Source organism: Cyclonatronum proteinivorum, assembly GCF_003353065.1.
Lineage (GTDB): Bacteria > Bacteroidota > Rhodothermia > Balneolales > Cyclonatronaceae > Cyclonatronum > Cyclonatronum proteinivorum.
Map to the genome: position 1 here is coordinate 50557 of NZ_CP027806.1, position 21999 is coordinate 72555.

At 50.2% G+C, this 21999-nt stretch carries 16 protein-coding genes; 8 read left to right on the top strand and 8 right to left on the bottom strand.

Features of this window, described 5'->3' with window-relative positions; all coding sequences use genetic code 11:
- Positions 1-4: 4 nt before the first annotated feature.
- Positions 5-1078 (bottom strand): LLM class flavin-dependent oxidoreductase, encoded by a 1074-nt coding sequence (locus CYPRO_RS00215; protein WP_114982577.1) that lies wholly within the window; start codon positions 1076-1078, stop codon positions 5-7.
- 118 nt (positions 1079-1196) lie between these two features.
- Here CYPRO_RS00215 and CYPRO_RS00220 point away from each other — a divergent pair, with 118 nt between their 5' ends.
- Entirely contained in the window at positions 1197-1643 is a 447-nt protein-coding gene (locus tag CYPRO_RS00220) for a hypothetical protein (RefSeq protein WP_114982578.1), read from the top strand.
- Positions 1633-1920, top strand: a complete 288-nt coding sequence (locus CYPRO_RS00225) for a type II toxin-antitoxin system RelE/ParE family toxin (RefSeq protein WP_114982579.1) — start codon at positions 1633-1635, stop codon at positions 1918-1920. Before CYPRO_RS00220 ends, CYPRO_RS00225 begins: the two co-directional genes overlap by 11 nt.
- A 774-nt stretch (positions 1921-2694) precedes the next feature.
- Here CYPRO_RS00225 and CYPRO_RS00235 read toward each other — a convergent pair.
- From CYPRO_RS00235 to CYPRO_RS00250, 4 genes are all read right to left on the bottom strand, one after another.
- A complete protein-coding gene (locus CYPRO_RS00235; RefSeq protein ID WP_240644795.1) occupies positions 2695-5208 on the bottom strand; it encodes a GIY-YIG nuclease family protein in 2514 nt (837 codons plus the stop codon).
- Positions 5201-6721, bottom strand: coding sequence for an Eco57I restriction-modification methylase domain-containing protein (locus tag CYPRO_RS00240; RefSeq protein ID WP_114982582.1), 1521 nt, complete (start codon positions 6719-6721; stop codon positions 5201-5203). Before CYPRO_RS00240 ends, CYPRO_RS00235 begins: the two co-directional genes overlap by 8 nt.
- Positions 6702-7340 (bottom strand): SAM-dependent DNA methyltransferase, encoded by a 639-nt coding sequence (locus CYPRO_RS00245; protein WP_240644796.1) that lies wholly within the window; start codon positions 7338-7340, stop codon positions 6702-6704. The genes CYPRO_RS00240 and CYPRO_RS00245 overlap by 20 nt, the downstream gene beginning before the upstream one ends.
- 412 nt (positions 7341-7752) lie before the next feature.
- A complete protein-coding gene (locus CYPRO_RS00250) occupies positions 7753-8859 on the bottom strand; it encodes an IS110 family RNA-guided transposase (protein WP_114982584.1) in 1107 nt (368 codons plus the stop codon).
- A gap of 428 nt (positions 8860-9287) precedes the next feature.
- Between CYPRO_RS00250 and CYPRO_RS00255 the strand changes: the two genes are divergently transcribed.
- The 4 genes from CYPRO_RS00255 (at position 9288) to CYPRO_RS00270 (ending at position 15052) form a co-directional block, all read left to right on the top strand.
- Complete coding sequence (locus tag CYPRO_RS00255; RefSeq protein WP_124245463.1) at positions 9288-12197, top strand: TolB-like translocation protein; 2910 nt, start codon at positions 9288-9290, stop codon at positions 12195-12197.
- Positions 12198-12323: 126 nt separating this feature from the next.
- The gene (locus CYPRO_RS00260; protein ID WP_114982586.1) at positions 12324-13421 is read left to right on the top strand and encodes a Fic family protein; all 1098 of its coding nucleotides are present in this window, start codon (positions 12324-12326) and stop codon (positions 13419-13421) included.
- A 19-nt stretch (positions 13422-13440) separates the two neighbouring features.
- Entirely contained in the window at positions 13441-13629 is a 189-nt protein-coding gene (locus tag CYPRO_RS16935; protein WP_114982587.1) for an HTH domain-containing protein, read from the top strand.
- 157 nt (positions 13630-13786) lie between these two features.
- Entirely contained in the window at positions 13787-15052 is a 1266-nt protein-coding gene (locus CYPRO_RS00270) for an alpha/beta hydrolase-fold protein (RefSeq protein WP_124245464.1), read from the top strand.
- A gap of 579 nt (positions 15053-15631) precedes the next feature.
- Here CYPRO_RS00270 and CYPRO_RS00275 read toward each other — a convergent pair.
- From CYPRO_RS00275 to CYPRO_RS00285, 3 genes are all read right to left on the bottom strand, one after another.
- Positions 15632-17041, bottom strand: coding sequence for a sodium:solute symporter family protein (locus CYPRO_RS00275; RefSeq protein WP_114982589.1), 1410 nt, complete (start codon positions 17039-17041; stop codon positions 15632-15634).
- On the bottom strand, positions 17023-17664 hold the full coding sequence (locus tag CYPRO_RS00280) for a thiamine diphosphokinase (protein ID WP_114982590.1): 642 nt from the start codon (positions 17662-17664) through the stop codon (positions 17023-17025). Before CYPRO_RS00280 ends, CYPRO_RS00275 begins: the two co-directional genes overlap by 19 nt.
- Positions 17665-17767: 103 nt before the next feature.
- The gene (locus CYPRO_RS00285) at positions 17768-19531 is read right to left on the bottom strand and encodes an ABC1 kinase family protein (RefSeq protein ID WP_114982591.1); all 1764 of its coding nucleotides are present in this window, start codon (positions 19529-19531) and stop codon (positions 17768-17770) included.
- 213 nt (positions 19532-19744) lie between these two features.
- Here CYPRO_RS00285 and CYPRO_RS00290 point away from each other — a divergent pair, with 213 nt between their 5' ends.
- Positions 19745-20005, top strand: a complete 261-nt coding sequence (locus CYPRO_RS00290; protein ID WP_114982592.1) for a hypothetical protein — start codon at positions 19745-19747, stop codon at positions 20003-20005.
- Between the two features lie 251 nt (positions 20006-20256).
- Positions 20257-21828, top strand: coding sequence for an AbgT family transporter (locus CYPRO_RS00295; protein WP_114982593.1), 1572 nt, complete (start codon positions 20257-20259; stop codon positions 21826-21828).
- Positions 21829-21999: the final 171 nt, after the last annotated feature.

Sequence of the window (21999 nt, forward strand, 5' to 3'; positions counted from 1 at the left end):
TTGCTTAAGTGGTTGAACTTTGGCGCGTGTACTTCTTAACCGCTGGCAGAATCACCGCCCCGATAGTATCAATATTCCGTATCATCCGCTCGAAGGGCACCCCACCGAAATCCATCTGCCCGATGTAGCGTTGATGCCCGAATACTTCCGCCTGATACAGGATTTTATCAATCACCTCCTGCGGACTCCCAACGCACATTACATTGTGCGGATGTCCGCCCTGCATGAAGGCGGAGGCGTGAAAGCCTCGGCCGTTGGTCAGCTTCATGCCTTCGTCGATGTGCGGGTGCATTTCACGGAGCGCCTGTTGTGTGGTCGGGGCGGTGTGGAAGAAGCCGGTTGTGCCCACGGGCAGTTGATCGGGATCGTTGCCGCTGCGGCGTGCTGCTTCGCGGTAGAGCTCAATGGTGCGCTTAAAGCTGCTCACGGGACCGCCGAGCATGGCGAGCATCATGGGCACGCCTGCCATGCCTGCTTTCGCGGCACTTGCGGGCGTTCCGCCTACGGCGCGCCAAATCGGAAGGCTGCCGTTCAGCGGACGCGGTAAAATCACGGCTTCCTCCAGCGGAGCCCGGTATGTGCCGCTCCAGCTGAGGGGCTTTTCTCCGGATGCGTTGATCTGAAGCAACAGCTCAAACTTTTCCTCGAACAGGGCTTCGTAGTCAATCAGATCGAAGCCCAGCAATCCGAAATTACCCACGCGGGAAGCCCGGCCCGCAATGATTTCTGCGCGTCCGCCGGAGATCAGATCAATGGTCGCGAAATCCTCGAAAACGCGGACCGGATCGAGCGTGCTCAGAATAGTGGAGGAGCTTGAAACCTTGATCCGCTCCGTTGCCTGCGCGATAGCCGAAAGCACAACCGAATGCGCCTGCGTCGTGAAATATTCCTGATGGCTTTCCCCCACGCTGAAGAATTCGATCCCGGCCTGCTCCGCCAACCGCGCAAGCTCAATAATTTCCTTCAGCCGCTGCGCCGCCGGAATGCGCTTCCCAGTTGCCGGATCAGGAAGATGATCGCCCAAGGTATAGAGTCCGAATTCGAGTCCGTTGGCCGGGTTGATGCGGTATTTTTCCATAGAATAGCTTGTGTATGATGAATAGTCTGTCTTTGGACCAAATTTAGTTGTTTAAACAACTAAACGATAGAAGAATGTTACGTCACAACGAAAGTCCGCTCAGACCGGAAGAAACCATTTGAAAGGATTCCTGCACCTGAAGCCGGTTACCCAAACATTTTCCGGCTTTTTTATTTTTTTAGGAAAACTCCGTGCACATCAATGGTTTCGTGATGGTGCTGAAATCCCAAACCGGCGGGGAATGCCTTGCTTTTGGGGTTTATGCGCTATGAATGATTTGAATAAGTGCTTTGCTTCGTGTATTATCTTATTCGATACATCATTTAATACTACCATTATGCCAACCGTAACACTTCGAGTAAGTCAGGATTCCCTTCACAAACTTTACGAACTGCTTGATCAGTTGCCGGAAGTCGAAATTCTGAAAGGGGAAACAGATTTTAATGCTGACAAAGCCTATTTAAAAGAAGCTTTGGACACTATGCTTGATGATAGCAATCGCGTAGTATCGCTTGAAGAACTGCAGAGAAATATGGAAGAAGTCATTTCAAGGCATGAAAATTAAGTTGCGGGAATCATTTCAAAGTCGCTTGTTACGACAGTTGGAATATATTTCAAGGGATAACCCGACCGCAGCCAGAAAATTCAAAAATGACGTATTAAATGCTATAAATAGTCTGCCTCAAAGAGCCTGGGCTTGCCGGAAATCAATATATTTTGACGACGAGCAAATTCGCGATTTGATCTTCAAAGGGTACACCATTGTTTTCAGGATCTCTGAAAACACCATAGATGTTTTTGGTTTTGTGAAGTATCAGCAAAACCCTACGGATGAAAGCTGAACCCGTTTTGGCGATTCGACTCTATAATATGCACCTTCATCCTTTATGGAAGGTTTTTTTCGGCCTGAATCGAATTATTGAGATACAAGTTTTTTGGAGGAACCCCGTGGACACTATTGGATTTCGTGCTGGTTCTGAAACCCCAAAACGGCGGGGAATGCCTTGCTTTTGGGGGTTGAAAATTCCCAAAGCCGAATCGGCCTGAACACGTGTAAAAGCTTGGATAACCCAAGCGGCTACACAAGGAGACAACTGCGCATCAATCAGTAGTTTAATGACCTAACAATCGGATGATCAATTTTTTCCAAGCGTTTACCTGATGGCTGCAACAACACCTTCAGCTTCTGATTCAGAAAACGCTTCAGGAATTTCCTGCGGCGTTAGGCTACTCGACAGCTAATCCAGGCTATCAATCACGCTGATGCGCATACCCCGAATAAAAAGCCTGCCCTGGCACTGCACCGGATTCGCAATAATTCTTTTGCTGAGATTTTTCAAGGGGCTGATTCCATTGGTTGATGCGTACTGTCTGGAGTATTAAATATTTGCTCAAATAGTGGGCGGTCGCTCTGTTTATCACGCTTGAAGTTGATGGATTATCTCTACGCGTTAAACACCCGGGAATATGTTTTATGCTTCAATTTTGGGCGTATTTGATTGGACGTCAATTTGCATACTAACGGTCCATGGCTTGTGCTGCCGGGCGACTAACTAAGAATATAAGCAACAAATGCTTACCCGTCCGCACGAAATGCTTGTTATAAACCATTCTGCTCAGGTTTCTGGTTCATTAATAAAGCTCTCTTCATAATCCTTCCGGCTAAGTACGGTGTCATATAGACCCACTTCTTCACCCTCATGCTTATTAATTCCGATATATTCCAAACTTGCATCTTCGTAGCGTTTGAACTTGTAAACGGCGTCATTCATCAAAGCGGAGTTGAATACGCCAAGGCTCACTAATAATTCAAAGTCTTTGACTGTTAAGCCAGTTACTTTTTTGAAGAGACCAGGCTCGAGTTGAGTAATCACATCTTTAAGGCTTCTTTCCCTAAAGTCTGTCAAATACATGAATACAGGCACTCGAGTAGCAAATTTGATTAGCTTTTCTTGAATTTGCTTTCTCAAGCTCTTGTATTCCTTTTCTTCGTCTGAAAGTTCCTTTTTTTCTTTCTTGGACAGTTCTCGATCGTTGGCTTCTTTTTTTGCTTTTTTAACGGATTCGGATTTATTGATAATGGTTTCAATGTCCTGATTCAAATTTCTGAAGCCTTCAATGCTCATTAAAGCTTTCATTGCTTCTTCATTTGCCATTAGGCGCGCGAGTGTGTTATTGTCTACATTTACGAGCAATGCACTTTCCCAACGCCTTGCCAATAGTGTTGCGGTTGTGCCACTCATTGCAATGTCTAAAATGCCCGCAGCATCTACCTGTTTCATCGAACTACCGTCATAAGCCAATACTGGCAGAAAGTTGATAAACTCTTCTACGTTCTTTTCTGGATTGGATTCATTTACATTCAATCGACAAGCATAATCGGCAATTTGTCTTAATGCACGGTTGGGGGCAAAGTCAAACACATAACATTCTTCTTTCAAAATCTCTTCTTGGTTCGGTGATTTACTGTCGGGGTTTTTAATTACCCAAGGCGTTTGCACTCGGAAAGCCGCTTGAAAATAGGTTTCTGGACTGGAAGAATTACGCAACATAAAAATACCAGTCCAGGGTTTAACAGAAACGCCTGTGGTGAGCTTACCGCATGAAAGTGTTATCGTTTTTGATTCTAAAGGATTGTCGGTCATTGCATCTAAAACTGGGGGTAATGCATGAACTCCAATTCCTGCTTTTGTACCTGCGGCCACAACTACGGTATAGTCGTGGTAGAACTTGTTCTGTCGCTGTTTGAGCAAATTTTCCATTGCGTGACAAGCTGCCACTGTAGGCAAAAACCAAAAGGTATGATTCAATACATTTAATAAAGGAGCGTGTGAAAAAGGTAGCGGAGGTCTTTTTGCTCCCATTTTCAGATTGTCAACCGTAGTTTCTCTGAATGAACCCCGAATCAAGTCTAACCATTTTTGTACTTCATCTTCATATTTGAATCTGGCTTTTCGTCCTTCCCCTTCGGCTGAAAAAAAGACATTCAAATCGAAACCATCAAACTCACCCATCATTGCGATTTGTCTGATAGAATCTGGTAATTGATAAGTGAGCATTACCATTCGGGGTAGTGAAGCATACGGATTATTTGGTTCCTGCCAGTTTTCTTTGGCTTTTTGCTCGTCTGAGTAGGTCCAATTGAAAATCTGCTCTTCAATAAATTCCCCGGTTGCTATTGCCCTGAATGGAGTACCGGACAAGTACAAATAATGACCTGTAGTTATTGGAAGTATATCCTCGTCGAAATAATCCAGTCCCTCGCCCTCTGCAAATTTTTGTTCCTTTTTATCCTCAGCTTCGAAAAGATCTTTGGCATTTTCCCTCCACGCCCCAAAATGGTATTCATCAAACATAACGCAATCCCAGTTGATGGCATGTACCCATTCATTTTTTGTTTTTATACCACCTGTTTTGGTATTTCTACCGAGATAATCCTGAAACGAGCCAAAACAAACAAAGGGACGATCGGTGTCAACATCTTCAAAATCAAGACCGTTACGCGAAATAAACTGCCAGCCTTCGAAATCAACATGTGTTTTTAAATCTTCTTCCCACGCACTTTGGACGGCTGGTTTGAAGGTAAGCACCAACACTTTTTTCCAACCCATCTTTTTAGCCAATTGATAACTGGCAAAGGTTTTCCCAAAACGCATTTTAGCGTTCCAAAGGAAGTGGGGCGTTCTGTCTTTGTTTTCCTTTTTGAAACTTTTGAAATAAGCAATGGTCTTGTGAACGGCTGCTTCCTGTTCGGGTCGCATGCCGAAAGTAAGCACTCGGTTTTCTTCAGTTTTTTCACCTGTTTTGATTTGGTGAATAGCTCTACGCAAATCATTTAAAGTGCATTTATACCATTCGCCACTTGCGTTTACAACTTTCCATTCTCTCAACAATCGGTGTACTTCGTGGTCAGTGAAAGAACTTCCGTCACGTTTCATTGCCGATTCTTCAAATACAATTTTGTATTGAATCGCTGCCGTACCCAACTGCTCTTTAATACGCAGTTGGGCATTACGGTCGGTGAAACCGATTTTTAGTAAACCCTTGTGCGTAGCCACTCCCACCAACTCATAAGCATAAATGGTTGGATTGGTGGACGGTCGGGGTGGGAAAAATTCTTTTTTATTCATCTGTGCCGTCATTTTGTGATAAATCCATTGGACGAATCATACTTTCTATAAAAGCAATTTCATCTTTTGTTAAGCCATATTTTTTGTATAGTTTTTCGTCAGTCCAAGACTCATCAAAGTTTTGTAAGGGTACAAATTCATATGCTGTTTTAGTAGCGTGTTGCGTGTTCTTTTTTAATGTCAAACAAAAATGAAAAAACTTAGTATTAATATAACCCATCAAATTTTCACATCTTTTCTTTGAAGAAAATGGACCAAAAACTATGTAAGTTTCAGAGCAACAACTTCCGGGCTCAGAATAAATAGGTTTAACTAAATCTGTTTTACTATCTCCACTTCCAACTGCATAAGGAGCTATTACTTTATGTTGGTCTATCCATTGAGAATTTTGAAGGACTTCATTCCGTTTAATATATCCAATATGTTGATTTGCATAGATTTTAATTGAATCTTTGAAAGGCGAATCTTTACCCTTAAAATATGTCCTAAGACCGAATGGTTTAGCTGAACTGATTATTTTGTTCAATGGGTCAAAATTCTTTGCCTTTATTTTTCTAATTATTGGGATTGCCTCATTGTATCTTATGAAAACTTCTGTTCCTTTTTCTAACAAAGGCCTTTTAGAAGTTGATATAAGACTATTATTTTCATAAGTGTTCACTTCACATTCCCCACTATATTCTCTATCCCATAAAAAGTAACAAACGCCACCTTTTATTTCAACTCCAGGGAAACAATCTGAAGCATTTAAAAAATCGTGAATTTTTTTTATTCGTTTATCATTTAACATCTCATTTCTAAATTCATCTAAACCTCTGCCGCCTGCAAACCACCGAGAGGGCACAATCATAGTCAAATATCTAGGATTCAGCTTTTTGGCTTGTGTAATAAATTTTTGATATATAGGTACAGCACCAGCACCTTTACCACTACCATCACTCAATTGATATGGTGGATTTCCAACTATAACGTCAAACTTCATATTGAATATTTTTTTAAGTTTGTCTGTGTGAATAAAATTGTAAGCGTAGGTTTCCAAGGCATCTTCTCGGTCATACACTTCTTGGCTTGCACCGCAATAGGTGCATTTTCCGTTTTGCCAAGTGTGTTTCATTCTTTTGTAGAGAATGTTTCCTTGCTCATCATTAAAGGTTTCGCAAATGGAGTATTTACCATTGGCAGTTTTGGAGCAATACACGCTTCTGCGAGAAAGCAGGGCAGTTAAATCAGTTATGGCAATGCCATACAATTGTTGGCTAAAAATGTGGTTAATGCGTTCCTGCTTGTCGGGTATTTGTGTTTCCAAACCTTTCATCAGTCGCTTTGCCATTTCACGCAAAAACACGCCACTTTTTGAAACAGGGTCTAAAAACTTGGCGTTGGGGTTACTCCACAATTCGGCAGGGAGCAAGTCCAAAATATCGTTTACCAAATTGGGTGGCGTAAATACTTCATCATTGCTCAAATTGGCAAGGCAGGAGAGTACATCAGGGTTATAGTTCGTTTGTATCATCTTCGCCAAGTTTTAAGAAATGAATAAGCGGAAAATCCTTTACAGGTTCGTCAATCGCTGCTGCATTGCCTTCGTCATTGAACATTGCAAACTGGTGCGTTTTCTCCACTAAAAATTTGAACATATAATCTCTTCGTTTCAGCATAGAACCGTTTATGGCACTCCATTCAGAAAACACAATTGGTTGTTTGGTTTCGGGATTAGTAAAGTCTAAAGCGTCACCCCATAGTATGTTTCTGCTCAATAAAAATCTAACAGAACGAATACACTCATTTTTCACTTGCTTGAATACTTTAGAATACCAATCGGTATAAATACCAAGCAAACGGTCTCGGCATTCTTGGGCGTTGTCTTCCAAAATATCCACACCGTAAATACTAGATACAGCAATAACAGAATAGCGTTCCCATTCCATTTGACTTTTACTGTATCGGCTGTCAACTACTGCTAATTTTCGTCTCAACACTTCCGCTAAAAAGTTTCCGTTTCCGCAAGCAGGTTCTAAGAATCGGGAGTCAATCCGTTCCGTTTCGTGTTTCACCAAGTCAAGCATAGCGTTTACTTCACGTTGGTTTGTAAACACTTCCCCGTGGTCAGTAACCCGCTTGCGAGACTTCAAGTGAGAATTATTAGAATTAATTGGCACTAATTAAACTGGTTTGATTAAACAAATTATTTCACAATGCAATCTACAAAAATAATATCAAGTTCGATCTCTTGCTTCTGATTAGTCTCCTTGAATGGTTTATAACTACTTATTGAGCGACTAACAATATACTTCCCCAAGTCACATAAGTAAAGAATTATTTACTTATGCGACGCACGGGTACGTATTAAGTACCTAAAAAGGCACTTAATGACTTGCACGAATTGAGCTCTCCCGGAGTCGTATAAGGAAATACTTATACGACTTCAGTCATCTTAATAAAGCCCCACACAAAAAAAGCAAGGAGCCATGCGATCGATTTGGGATGCCTCAAGCTACCCCGAAACCCAGGTACTGTGTCAAAAGTCAAGTAATTTTTTTCCTTTTAATCTTCAAAAAATGCCATTTCTAGCTCCGGTATGGTAGTATCAACACCGGTATCGCCCTTGGGCGATACCGCGCTGGCGCTCAGGCCGGCCGGCCTGAGCGCCAGCGCGGCATCAAAGGCCTCGTTTTTCTTCCACAAATGGTACATCAGGCACAACAACTTCTTCTGCAAGGCCACATTGGCCTTCATTTTTATCCCGTGCCGGCTGACTAACCGGTCATAATAGTTGTAATAGGGCTGCCGCTTGTGCGACAAAATATTGCCCACCGGCATATACATCGCTGCCCTGATGCGCGCATTGCCCTGTTTCGACATTTTTCTTTTGCCCTTGTGTTTACCTGACTCCTTAACCACTATATCGTAACCCGCATAGCTGATCAGCTGGCTTCTTGACGTAAAGTATTCAAAGCCCAGCGTCTCTGCCAGCACCGTGGAGATTGTAATCAAACCTATCGACGGAATCGACTTCAGCTTATCCACCTTTTCTTCGATCTCCGGATCCGAATCCAGATGCCTGGTGATCAGCTTTTCAAGCTTGGTGATCTGTTTATCCAAGGCAGCGATGGTTTGCTGGACAATCTTGCGCGTATCTTTGATAGCGTAAGCGCTGTAATTGAGAGCGTGAAGCTGGTTTTTGAGCTGGGTCCGCTGTTCTACCAACGCGCCACGGGTACGCGTGAGCTGACGCAGCTCGCTCCAATAGGGTTTAATGCCCCGCCATAGCTGCAGCTTCTTGCGCGCACCCATCAGGGCTAGCCCGCGGGCATCAATACGGTCGGTTTTGTTCTTGAATCCCTCAGACTCATTGAATCTACGCGCCTGACTGGGTAAAACCACGCTTAATGCCCATTCGGGGTGGTTATCAAACAGGTGCAGGGCAACCCGCTCGTAATACACACCGGTGGCTTCCATGGTGATGCGCACCGGTGCAGGCTGTTTGGACTCCCATTTGGTGACCCAGCTGACAAACTTGGGCAGCTCTGCCTGGGTGTTGTTAAACTTTCTGGAGGAGCGTACACGCTCGGTCTGTTCAACAGGGTTATACTCGAGGATGCAGGCCTTGAAGTCGTCTTTTGAGATATCTATGCCAATGGAATAAAACATGACTAATCAATAGTTTAGTGGTGTGTTATTTGCATCCGAAGCAGGATCCTGTCGCATGAATTTCACTCATGAATGGTAGCTTTAGAAACGGGTCTAAGCTCTAGGTACTGTTGTCTTTCAACGCCAGGATACAAGTCTGGTTATGCCTGGCGTGGTTCATCCGGTTAAACCGGTGATTGTGATGCTCCGAGGGTGCCAGACTTGCTCCTATTTCGGTTGTTTGGTTTCTAATCTAACACTTGCCCGATTAGACGCCAATTTGAATCAAAATTAACATATGAGTGATGCTCTCGGAGTTTCACCCAAATAAAAAGAAGGCGGAACATGCACGGGCGCCGGAGATTTAAAGCACATGGCAGCCTGATTTTCCGTAATCTTGCCTGTGTTTGGTATTTTTGCCTTTATTTCTCACTCCTAACTTTTGTTTCTTGATGGTTCTTCGAGCGGTTTTGTGGTTATTGTTTGGGTTGTTTGGTTGTGCGGTACTGCCGGCGGTTTTTAGGGCCGGGGGGGCGTCTGCGCAGGTGTATGAGAACGTGCACCGGCCGAAGCCGGATTTGCGGCAGTTGGATACGCCGCGGTTTCGCGTCATTTTCCCGGCCGGGGAGGAGTCGGCGGCCTTCCGGACCGCGCGGATTCTGGAGGATCAGTACCCCATCATCAAATCACTTGTTGGGGGGGAGCTGCGGCGGTTTCCGGTGGTGCTGAATGCGCACAACGACCTCTCGAACGGCTACGTGACGCCCCTGCATTTCCGCACCGAAATCGAGATTCCGGCCATCAAGGGGCCCGCGCTGAATCCGCGCACCGGCGGCTGGATCGAGAATGTGGCGCCGCACGAGCTGGTGCATGCCCTGCATTTTTCGAACATCCCGGATAACAGCATCCCCCGTTTAGTTTACACGTTCTGGCCCGATATGGGGCGGGCGATGCACGGGGCCGCGCCTTTTGGCATGATTGAGGGCATCGCGGTTTTCCATGAGAGCAATGTGGTGTACGGCAGCGGCGGGCGCGGCAACTACAGCCTGTTCCGCGATCAAACCCGCGCCATGCTCGCCGGCGATGCGCCCTGGTCGCTGGCGCAGCACCTGAATCCGGCGTTCTATAGCTTCCCCGGCAACCGGCACTACACGGCGGGCTTCGAGTTCATCAACTGGCTGCAGTACACCTACGGCATGGAGACGACGCGGCAGAGCATCGAGTATTTTGTGCGCTATCCTTTCTTTGGCTACGGGGCCGCGCTGCGCCATGCAACCGGCAGCCGAACGGGCGCGCTCTACCGCGCGTATCTGTCGGAAATCCGCGCAGCGCTCGACCCCGTCCCGGAGTCCGTTACGGCAACCGCGGCCATCACCCTGCCCAAAACCGCAGAAGACGCGCACATCGGGCGCGCGGTCTGGCTCGATAACGCGCGCATTCTGTTCGCGCAGGGCACGCAGTACAACAGCCGCCCCGGTTTTTATGTCGCGGAGGCCTCCGGCGGCACGCCCCGGCTGCTGCTCGAAACCCGGCAGGTCGGCGACTTCCGGTTCAGCCTCACGCCCGACCGCCGGCACCTGCTCTACAGCCGCTACCACAGCCATCCGTGGTTCGAAAACACGCATATTATGGATGTGTACCATTTCGAAACGGACACGCGCCGGCTGCAGCGGCTCACGGAGGGTGCCCGACTCCACGCACCCGCGTTTGCGCCGGGTTCTTCCGGCGGGTTTTCGGGGGATGTTTTTCCGGGTTTTACCGCGCTTCAGACCGATTCGGAAACGTCGCGGCTGGTCCGTGTTTCCGAGGGGGGAGCCGTAACGGAACTGGTGAGGCTGAAGCCCGACACCTGGGTGCAGGCCGAACCTTCGCCCGCTGAGGCCGGACGCTGGGCCGTGATTGCCAACCGGAACGGGATTCAGGCGCTCTGGCTCGTGGAGGGCGACGACTTCGGCAGCGTGACCGGGCGCAACCCGGATGTCGGCTTCCGCAACGGGGTCGTGCTCGATGCGGCCTGGGCGGCAGACGGAGAGTCGGTGCTGCTCAGCGGCTGGATGCGCGGCACGGAGTCGGCGCAGGTGTACCGCTTCTTCCCCGCCGAAAACGAGCTGGTGCAGCTCACCAACGAACCCTTCGGTGCGACCTCTCCGGATTTACGGCCCGACGGCGGGGCGTTGCTCTACATCGCGCAGGAAGGGCAGAGCCGGGTCATCCGCGTACTTGCGGCCGAACATTTCGGCACCCGCAGCTTTCAGCCCTTCGATTTTCAGCCCGAGCTGCAGGATCGCTTCGCTGCTACGCGCCTCTCCGACTACCGCGAAGCCGACCTCGAAAACTGGACGCTTGGTGCGTACCGCACAGGCTTCGACTGGCTGCGTCCGCGGGGCGTCGTGCCGGTACTCGAACTATCGGAGCGCAGCCGCGAATCCCGTTTCGGCGTGATGATGTCGGGCGGGGATGTGCTGCGTCAGCATTCCTGGCAGGCCGAGCTTACCATCAGCGACCGCCGTCTCTGGGCCGAGATGTTCTACCGCAACACAACGTTTTACCCCGGCTGGCAGATGGAAGCCTACTACCGCCCGCGCTTCACAAATGCGGGCCTGTTTACCGAGCGCGGGGGCGAAGTTTCCCTGCCCTTTTTTGGCCGCATCGAAGACCGCTCCCGAAACAGTTTCTGGCAGTTCAGGCCCGGTATTGCCGCGCGGGAATTTCGCTACACCGACGACCTCTTTATCAGACCCGGACAGCCTGGCTTCGACGGCTGGTTCACGGATGTCTCCCTCAAAGGCTTTGCCGCCCTGTACTGGCGCTGGCAGCAGAACATCCGCGACATTATGCCCAACACCGGCACCGTGCTGTTTGTGCAGGGGGAGCAGTTCGTGTATTCCGACCGCGATGAAGGCGTGCAGGGGATGCGTTTCGGCGTGAATCAGTACCTGAGTCCGTGGCTCAGCCGCAATCACGGGCTGATGCTCGGTGCCGAAGGCCTCACCCAAACCCGCACGCTGCTCTACGGCACCTCCGGCCTGGTCTATGACGGCTTCGAAACCAACATCCTCGCCGGTGCCCGCAACGCTGCCGTACTCCGCGCCCGCTACGCCCTGCCCCTGCGCTACGTAGATGACGGCTTCATCAGCGTGCCCTTCTTCCTCGACCGCGTGTACCTCGCCCTGCAGGCCAACTACGTGCTCGACCTGAACGCCATCGACGGCGCCCCGCTCACGACCGCAGGCCGCGCCGTGTACGGCATCGAGCTCCGGACGAGCTTCCGCCTCTACAACCTCCCCCTCGATATCGGTCTCGGCCTTGGCTGGGAACCTACCCGCGGCAAGGTGCAGGTATTCGGAAATACGCGCTAATGGGGGGATGATGCTTCTTGTTAAGCGGACTTTTGTGTTGCATAGAAAACAAGCAAAGAAGTTTGTGTTCCAAATTTGGCTATATTTGGAACACAAACAATTTTGTTGATCACAGATGGGAGACAAATGAAACCTTACAAACCACAGCGCCTGCCCATTGAAGACCTGGATTGGAGCGCATTTATCGAACTCGTTGGAAAAGCCAACCGATTTGTTGCCCGATATGATGGTTTGCTTCAGTCTGTTGTAAACCCGGAAGTTCTTTTAGCGCCCTTACGGACACAGGAAGCGGTGTTGTCTTCAAAAATAGAAGGTACACAAGCTACACTTGAAGACGTAATGGAATTTGAGGCTGACGCCGACACGCTGCAGTCTGAAAGCAAGTATGGCGACATCCTCGAAGTTATAAATTACAGACGGGCTTTGCTGAAAGGGAAAGAGCAAATGAATGTGCGCCCTATCAATCTAAATGACCTCCTCAAAATCCACGAGATACTGCTGCGTGGTGTACGGGGTGAAAGAAAAGCACCGGGAAATTTCCGGAAGATACAAAACTGGATTGGTTCCCCAGGCAGTACAATGGAACAGGCACGGTTTGTGCCACCCGCTTTTCCTGATATGATGGAGGGGCTTTATAACTGGGAAAAATATCTGCACCATGAGGATAAGGACGTTCTGGTACAGCTTGCTATCGTTCATGCACAGTTTGAAATACTTCACCCGTTTATTGACGGAAACGGGCGCATCGGTCGCATTTTGATCCCTTTGTTCCTGTTTCATAAAGGGATTATTCATCAACCCGTGTTTTACATGAGCCAATATCTCGATAGCAACCGTCAGCTTTATTATGATGCTTTAAAAGAGATCACCGATACCGGACGATGGGAAGGCTGGATACAATTCTTCCTAAGCGGTATAATTCAGCAAGCGGAAAAAAACGTAAAGCAAACCAGAGAAATCATTTCATTGTACGATACCATGAAAACGGTGATGGTTGATAAAACACACTCTCAGTATTCAATACAGTGCCTCGATTATATTTTCAGCCGCCCGGTATTTAACACAAGTGATTTCAACAAATCTTCGGGAGTTCCAAAAACGAGCGCTTCAAGATTGTTGAAGGGCATGGAAGAAAACGGCATAATCAGCTGTGTGCGCAGAGGTGCAGGAAGAAAACCGGGTGTTTTTGCCTTTAGGAAACTATTGGATATTGCAAATCAATAAATCCGGGAACATTCTACGAATGGTCTTTAACGAGCCCGGCATCAAGGTCGTGGATTTACAGAAAAGATTGAACGTTTCCCGGCGAACAATTACCTCAGACCTAAAAAGACTGGATAACCTAATAGTATATATGGGCAGCAAAAAAGAGGGTGGATATAAACCATCCAAAAAACTGTTGCAAACGATTGACCACAATTCTGCGCAATAAACTGCGCAATAAACTGCGCAATAGACTGCGCAATAGACTGCGCAATAAAAATAAATCACAAAAAATTATATTTTCTAAAACGAATATACTACCGATTTTCAAAGAGAATCAGATCACCTCATGCAAAGTATCAGATCATCAATTTTATTATTACGATATGAACACTAACCCTCCGGGTACTATTCCTCCCCGCCTCACCAACTACCTCAGTCTGCTTCCGTTGCTTTTCCTGCTGCTTCTGCTGCTCGCTGCGAGTACCATCACATTCGCGCAACCACAGCAGGGCTGGGTTACGCAGCCGGTTGAGGCGCCGGGAGTTGTGTACGGCACTTTCTTTAGCGAGGCTGCCGGTGAGCTCGTCAGCTACCATGTGCTGCTGCCGCCCGGCTGGTCAGCCGACGCTAATGTGACCTACCCGACCGTCTATTACCTGCACGGCAGCGGGGCTCCGACAACGACCGGCATCCCCATTGTTTCGCAGATGTTTCGCAATGCTATGCTTGCCGGCGATATGCCCGAAGCTCTCGTAGTGTTCCCGAACGGACTGCCCGAAGGCATGTATGTCAATGCCAAAGACGGCTCGCAGCCCGTCGAGACCGTCCTCATTGAGGAGCTGATTCCGCACATTGAGTCTGCCTACCGCGCTATCCCGCAGCGGCAGGCACGCATTGCGGAAGGCTGGAGCATGGGCGGCTACGGCGCAGGTCGTTTCCTCTTTAAATTTCCGGAGCTGTTTGCCGGCGGCTCCATGCTCGGTGCCGGACCGCTGCAGCTCGACCTGCTTGCCGACGGGCCCGGTCTTGTGCCGCTGCCCATCCGGCTGCGAATCTTCAACGAAGTCTTCGGCGGCGATCAGGATTTTTTCGAAGCCCAAAGCCCGTGGCGGCTCGCCGAAGTGTACGCCGCGGATCCCGCCTTTCCCGTAAAGCTCCGGATTGCCGTCGGCGACGAAGACCACGTTTTCCCCGCGAATGCGGATTTCCAGGAACACCTGAGCGCGCTCGGTATTGAACATGCCTGGTACGTTTTTGAGGGGCTGGCCCATCAGGCGCCGGCTGTGCTCAGCGCACTTCAGCAGGCCGGGGGCTGGGCTTTTTATCAGGAAATCTTCGGGCAATTCGTTTCGGCCGAAGCCTCCGCGCCCGAGCTGCCCCAAACCGCACGCCTGCTCAGCAACTACCCCAACCCCTTCAACAACCGCACGGTCATCCGCTTCGAACTCCCGGAAGCTGCCGAAGTAGTCATCACCCTGCACGACGCGCAGGGGCGGCGCATCAGCCGCGTGGGTTCGGGCAACTATCCCGCGGGTACGCATCAGCTCACTCTCGACACGACCCGTCTCGGCCTCACGAGCGGCGTTTACCTGTTGCAGCTCACAACCGGGCAGGCCTCGGACAGCCTGCGGATTACCCTGCTGAAGTAAAGCAACTCCGGCCACGCTGTAAGAAACGGCCCCCCGAAACCCCGCCTGCCCGACTAATTCCATCATGTTGTTTTTTGGGGAAACGCCTTGCGCATCACTGGGTGCAGTGCTGGTTCCACGCACCCCAAATCGGTCTCATTGCTCCTTGCTTTTTGGGAGTGGTACACAAAGGCGCAAAGACCGGGATTTTGCAGGGACGCATGCCCGAATTGTTTTGAACAGGATTTATAAGATTCACAGGATGAACAAGATGGCACCGATCCCGGAACATGCCCCGTAACCGCAGAGGCGCACCCATGTGGCCGCCCGGCGAGGGCCGGAATCAATCCCGGAATCATGCACGGGGGTGTCCCGCCCCAAAGTTCGAATGCCCCGTAACCGTAGGGGCGCACCCTCGTGGTCGCCCCCCGGAGACCGTTATCAGGATCGGAATCACGACCACGGTTATCCCGCGAGCGCCGAAGGCGCGCATGCGGTACGGGCGTAAGCCCCCAGCAAACCCGCACAAACCGACGAGAGAGGGTAGTAGCCCTGAAAGCCTAAAAACGACGTCTTTCATCACCGCGCAGCCCTGCAATTTCAACCCCGTAGCCGATCAACCCCAAAAATGAGAACGGCCACAGCGAGACCCGGATAGAAAGGTTCAACACCCAGCCATGCATAGGAAAAAAGGTCGTCTCCGGTTTGGATGCCCATCATCATCCAAAAAAAAGAAACACTGAACGCGCTTACCAAAACAGCCAAGGCTGCCGCCGGACTAAGTCGAAAAAAGGGCAGGTACACCCCGAGCACCGGCAGCAGCAGCGCGGGGATCACGAGACTGCCGATCACGTACCAAAGCTCAATGACGCTCGGGAACAGCAGTGAAAATACCAGCGCCAGAAAAGCCGCGATGAACGTCCCGGCCCGAACCCGCGCGATGCTGCTGTCCATCCATCCGAAACCGGCAACCGATTCTGTTCTCCGCATCACATCGCGGCCCAGGGTCTGACCGGCAATAAACAGGAAGCTGTCCAGGGTAGACATAATTACGGCTACGAGTCCGGTGATGAACAGGCCGAAAAGGCCGGCAGGCAGCAGCAGGGCAGCAAGCTCGGGATAGGTCGCTGTTGGATTGGCCAGCTCCGAACCCAGCAGCACCACGGCATAGAGGCCGGTCAGCACGGTGAGCATATCGAAAACGGACCAGAAACCGACCGAAATCAGAATGCCGCGACGTGCTACAGCGGGTGTCGCGGCCGCCGCTGAACGCTGATGAAAGCCAGGATCGACGAAGGTCCACATCGCAATAAAAAACCACACGAGGATAAAAAGCAGCGGAAATCCGCCGGTAAGGTCGGTGTGCGACTCCGGCAATTGCGGCCAGATTGCTGCCGGTGAGCCTGCGTAGGTCCATGCAAAAACAAGCAGCATCACGAAGCCGCCGTACATGAGCACGAGTTGGAGCAGGTCGGTTCTGACGACCGAAGCGAAGCCCCCCAGACTCACGTAGGCTGCCGAAAAAAGCGCCGCAAAAGCAGCAAACCAGAACCAGCTTTCAGCGCCAGTGATGAGCTGCGCAATCACGCCCAGCATGAGGATGTAGGGCGCCGGGTTTACCAGCAGGAAAACCCCGAGAGCGCCCGCGAGACCGGCTTTCGGGCCATATTGCTGTGTGAGGGCTTCCGGCAGGGTCAGGGCCGTACTCTGTCGGATTTTCCCCGCGAGAAACAGGGCGTACAACACTGCAAATACATAGTAGGGGAAAGCGAACATCAGCCACTGCGAGATGCCCGCAAGATAGGTGAACTCGCCTACGCCGAGAATGCCGCCGTACCAGGTTGCGACGAGCGTTGCCACAAAAGCGGGCAGGGTGAGGCGGCGGCCTGAAAGCAAAAAGCCGGCTTCATCACCGGCCTTATGGCGGGCATATTTGCGCCGGAAGGTCAGCAGGCCCAGCAGCGCAAAATAGGCGAGCAGCGGTATCCAGTCTAAAGCTTCAAAGGCCATTGGCTGGGCAGCATCAGAAGGAGGGTTCCGCTTTCGTGACGAATCGTGACCTTTTCGGCAACGGCTTCGTTCGAGGACCCGTCGCGAACGCCGTTTTCGAGCGCCTCGCCCGAAAGACTGAACTTAAGCCCGCTGGTATGGATGCCTTCCACGCGGCCCGTCAGCGGAAACAGGGAAACGATGGTTCCGGGTTTGGTCCGGAATGAAAATTCAGGAGGCAGCACAAAGGTGATGCAATAGTCATCAAGCAGCAGCAAGTGCTCAAAATCAGGGTTGAAGCGCTGCATGCAGCTCAGGTTTTTGAGGGTGTGGTCGAGGCGATAGCCGGTGCCGCCGGCTATCACAACTTCTTTCGCCTGTAAATTGCGGCTTAGCATAAGCGCCTTTTCCAGGTCGTTGGTTTCCTGATCGCCCATGCGCAGCAGGGTTGAACCGGCCTCTACTACATCCTGCAGGGGATTAAAGCTGTCCATATCACCGATGATGTAATCAGGCTTTATCTGCGCATCGCGTAAGGTGAAGGCACCCCCGTCCGCAGCGATGACTTTATCACTCCAGTGTTTCAGTTTGTGCAGCAGCGGGAGGGAAGGTGGCTGACCATTACCGCAGATTAAAATATTCATAGTCCGGATTCATCTGTAAATTTGAGTTTATGGGGATGATACGCAGTGTCCAGAAGGGTAGCTGGCGCGTTTCAGGATGATTTTATGCTGTGCCGCCGCTCACCTATTTGCCGAACAGGTAAAACAAAAAGCCTGCCCCGAACAGCAGCAGCCAGAGAATGACCGGCCCGTTCATAACAATGGCGATCACCCCGCCCACAATACAGGATCCTGTGATGATGGCGCTTTTGAGGCCTTCGAGCGGGTTTTCGTTACGGGGGTTGTTCACCCGTTCATCCAGATAGCGCATGCTGTCAGCAAAGATTTTGGGCAGGCGTACCGCCATATCTATAAACTCAGGGGCACCGCGCATCAGCTCGCGGGTAAGGGCTCGGGGACTGAACTGTTCCTCAAAAATTTTAGCAACGTGCTGCTCCGACACGCCCGGCACGTCAAGCTTGGGATCGAGCATCTGTCCGACGGATTCGAATGTGATGAGCGCCTTCACCATGAGCGTCATTTCCACCGGGAAGAACACCCGGTGCCGTGCCCCGATGCCCAGCGATTCCACAATCATCTTGCCCATGCTGAACCGTCCGGTTTTGGTCTGCTGAAAAAAGCGACGCAGCAAATCGGTCACCCCGCGCCGGAAGGCCTGCAGATTCCCGCCTTTGCCCACGCTCGCCATGGCGGTCAGGTAGCGTGCAGCACCCTCGATATCGCCGGTTACAAGCGCGTGGAAATAGTAGAGCATTTGCCGGCGGGTTTTCTCCTCAAAGCGTCCGACCATCCCCAGATCAATAAAACCAACCTTGCCTTCCGGCAGGATGAACAGGTTGCCGGGATGCAGGTCGGCATGGAAAAATCCATCCTTAAAAAGCATTCGGATGATGCCCGCAGCTCCGTTATAAATCAGCTTTTGGCGGTTGGTTTCGGTGAGATACTCCACGCGGGAATCGCCCGGTTTGTAGCCTTCGAGCAGCTCCATCACCAGCATGTTCTCGTTGCTGTACTCGCGGTAAATTTTCGGGAATACCACGCCGGGATAATCAGCAAAGTTGACCTGAAAGGTCTCGGCATTGTCGGCTTCGTTAACCAGATCCACCTCTTTGGCCGTGAAATCACAAAATTCACTGATCAGTCGCTGCGGCTGATATTGCGGGATGATGATTTCGAGGAAATAGCCCAGCAGCGTTAGCAGGTTGATGTCTGTGAGGATGGTGTCACGTATACCCGGCTTCACAACCTTAATGACAACCTTCTCGCCGTTGAAAAGCCCTGCGACGTGCGTCTGCCCGATAGATGCCGAACCCAGGGCATCGGGATCGATGTAAGTGAAGACTTCCTCCAGCGGATCGCTCAGGTTGAAGCGGATGAGCTCTTCCATGACCTCAAAGGGTACCTCGGGCAGGCGGTCGAGCAGGTTTTTGAGCTCCTCGGTTACAATTTTGGGAAGGATGTCCTCCCTAAGCGATAACACCTGCCCCAGCTTGATATAGGTCGGTCCCAGCATTTCAAGCCGCCGGCGGAGCTGTACCGGAAAGAGCTCATTCCGAAGTTCTTTCTTGACAAAGGGCGTAACGAGCAACGCAAAAAAACGAAGCCAAAACGAGCGCAGGCCGCGCTTACGGTCACGCGGCAAACTGTTCCGGAAGGCAAGTAGCCCGCCGAGTAAAAGGCCGATTACGTGCCGGTTTATGAGGAAGAAGCGCGGGATTACCCCTTTGTAGGGCGCAAGCGGATCTATCTTATAGGGCGATTTCCTGCGCCCCTCGCGATGCTTTTTAGCCTGCCGCTTGAGCTCCTCTATATAGGCGTCCTCTGACTCAGAGGACGGACTATTGTTTTCCGTATGCGGCTGATTTTTATGTAGGGTACGTAAGCTCAATTAAAGCGGCTTTGGCCAGGTGAAATGGGATGTCGCTTAAACAGCGCATAATACGAAAAAAAACATCGCTGTTTTGTTTCAGCCCCATCCTTTTGAGTACCTAAAAGCTTGTCCTGCCTTGTGTACCTGAGGCGCGCGGTTTTCACGGAACGATGTTAAGCTGCCCTACATTAGATTAAGTGAACTACCTATTCACAACAACTTAGGAGCTTTATGTTAGAAAAACTCGCACATACATCTATCGGACTTGGCTTTGCTTCCATTGGACTCACCATTGCAACATGGGCTAAAGAGAAAGGGAAATCAGAACAAGAGCGCGCCCACGCTGAGCGTTTCGGAAATTTCGTTGGCCTATGGGCTCCAACTTTCTTTCTCTTAGGTATCTACCTGCTGAAACTCCGTGAGCTCGGATATGACTCCGAAGCCGAAAAACTCGCAGACGAGATTCAGGCCTTAAAAGAAAAAATAGGCTGATTCCTCTCAACAGCTTTAAAGCCGCAGGCAATTTTGTCTGCGGCTTTTTTTATGGGATGGTCACTTTCCCCGTAAACGGATACCTTCTGCAACCGGCCAAACCCTGCTTTTCCAAAATCCACCGCGGTAAGAGCGCTTCCTGTCTTTTGCAAAAAAGGACTTGATAAGTGTATCAGATTTTCAGTATTTCACAGGCTTATAAGATGCGCCCCAAAATGCGCTTCGCATAACCCTTCTCTTACCAACTCCATATGGACAATCAAACTGATGCATCCGGAAAAAAAAGTGCTTTACAGCGCTTTCTGGATTTTATTGAAGTAGCCGGCAACAAGCTTCCTGATCCGGCAGCCCTGTTTTTTATTCTGCTCCTCATTGTCTGGTTCTTATCCTTAGTGCTTGCCCCATTCGATTTCGGTGAAGTCGACCCCCGTACCGGTGAAGCCCTCCGCGTTCAGAGTCAGCTCACCGGTGTACAGCTGGCCGCCTTCCTGGCCGGCATGGTGAACACCTTCGTAACCTTTGCCCCGCTCGGTATTGTACTTGTTGCGATTCTCGGGGTCGGCCTTGCGGAAAACTCCGGCTACATCAACGTAGCGCTCAAAAAGCTGCTCGGCGTAACGCCAAAAGCACTGCTTACCCCAATGCTCATCCTGGTAGCCATCGTGAGCCATACCGCGGCTGATGCCGGCTATGTACTGGTGATTCCGCTGGGTGCGGTCATTTTCTACGCGGCCGGGCGACATCCGCTGGCCGGTATTGCGGCAGCTTTTGCGGGGGTTAGCGGGGGCTTTAGTGCCAACTTCGTGCCTTCCGGTATTGACCCGCTGCTGATGGGCTTCACCCAAAGTGCTGCGCAGATTTTTGACCCGAACATTCAGCTGAACCCGCTCAACAATATCTTTTTTACCGGTTTATCTTCCTTTCTGATTGTTGGCGTAGGCTGGTACATTACCGATAAAATTGTTGAACCCCGCCTTCAGGGCGTCGAAGTTGATGCCGATGAAGAAGACCTTCCCAAACTGGAATCGGTTTCCCCGAAAGAAAGCCGCGCGTTTTGGGCTGCTACCTTTGCCATGTTTGCTGCTATTGCTGTACTGGTAGTCTGGGCCATCCCTGAAGACTCTGCCCTCCGCGGACCAGATATGGCCAATCCGGATCAAATGTCGCTGGTTTCCTTCTCTGCACCCCTTATGCAGATGATTGTTCCCCTCATTTTCATCTTTTTCGCCCTGCCGGGCATTGTGTACGGCTACATGTCGGGCACCTTCACCAAATCAAAAGATGTGATTGACAGCATGAGTCAGGCGATGGGAACCATGGCCTACTACATGGTTATGGCGTTTTTCTGTGCCCTGTTTATTGATGCATTTGCAGAATCCAACATCGGTATCCTGATCGCGCTGAAAGGGGCTAATTTCCTGCAGGAGCTGCAGTTGCCGGGTGCAGTGACCATTGTGGGTATTATTCTTTTGACGGCCTTTGTAAACCTGCTTGTTGGTTCGGCTTCAGCAAAGTGGGCGCTGATTGCCCCGATTTTTGTACCCATGCTTATGGGGCTTGGTATTTCTCCTGACCTTACACAGGCCGCCTACCGTGTTGGTGATTCCGTCTCAAACATCATCACCCCGCTGCTGCCCTACTTCCCGCTTGTTGTAGTATTCTGTCAGAAATATGTGAAGTCAACCGGTATCGGTACGCTGGTTTCCATGATGCTACCCTACTTCTTTATCTTCCTGGTTACGTGGACAATCTTCCTCCTTGCTTATTGGGCTATTGGCATCCCGCTGGGTTTACAGGCAAGCTTTGTATACCCCGCTCCATAAATAACAGCTAAAACATGTTTAGCAAAGGCTGCTGTGCAAATTCTGCGCGGCAGCCTTTTTTGTTTTGCTCACAAATACAGTACCTATTTTTTTTACAGCTCCGGTATGTATGTTTATTATCTTGCCATTTAAGGTTAATTTTCCAATACTTTATTTGCCTCAGGAAAAGCT

Coding starts and splice junctions, on each gene's coding strand:
- CYPRO_RS00275 (WP_114982589.1), bottom strand. CDS start 17,041: ATGGCCTTTGAAGCTTTAGACTGGATACCGCTGCTCGCCTATTTTGCG.
- CYPRO_RS00240 (WP_114982582.1), bottom strand. CDS start 6,721: ATGATACAAACGAACTATAACCCTGATGTACTCTCCTGCCTTGCCAAT.
- CYPRO_RS00290 (WP_114982592.1), top strand. CDS start 19,745: ATGTTAGAAAAACTCGCACATACATCTATCGGACTTGGCTTTGCTTCC.
- CYPRO_RS00295 (WP_114982593.1), top strand. CDS start 20,257: ATGGACAATCAAACTGATGCATCCGGAAAAAAAAGTGCTTTACAGCGC.
- CYPRO_RS00225 (WP_114982579.1), top strand. CDS start 1,633: ATGAAAATTAAGTTGCGGGAATCATTTCAAAGTCGCTTGTTACGACAG.
- CYPRO_RS00215 (WP_114982577.1), bottom strand. CDS start 1,078: ATGGAAAAATACCGCATCAACCCGGCCAACGGACTCGAATTCGGACTC.
- CYPRO_RS00280 (WP_114982590.1), bottom strand. CDS start 17,664: ATGAATATTTTAATCTGCGGTAATGGTCAGCCACCTTCCCTCCCGCTG.
- CYPRO_RS00250 (WP_114982584.1), bottom strand. CDS start 8,859: ATGTTTTATTCCATTGGCATAGATATCTCAAAAGACGACTTCAAGGCC.
- CYPRO_RS00260 (WP_114982586.1), top strand. CDS start 12,324: ATGAAACCTTACAAACCACAGCGCCTGCCCATTGAAGACCTGGATTGG.
- CYPRO_RS00235 (WP_240644795.1), bottom strand. CDS start 5,208: ATGAATAAAAAAGAATTTTTCCCACCCCGACCGTCCACCAATCCAACC.
- CYPRO_RS16935 (WP_114982587.1), top strand. CDS start 13,441: ATGGTCTTTAACGAGCCCGGCATCAAGGTCGTGGATTTACAGAAAAGA.
- CYPRO_RS00270 (WP_124245464.1), top strand. CDS start 13,787: ATGAACACTAACCCTCCGGGTACTATTCCTCCCCGCCTCACCAACTAC.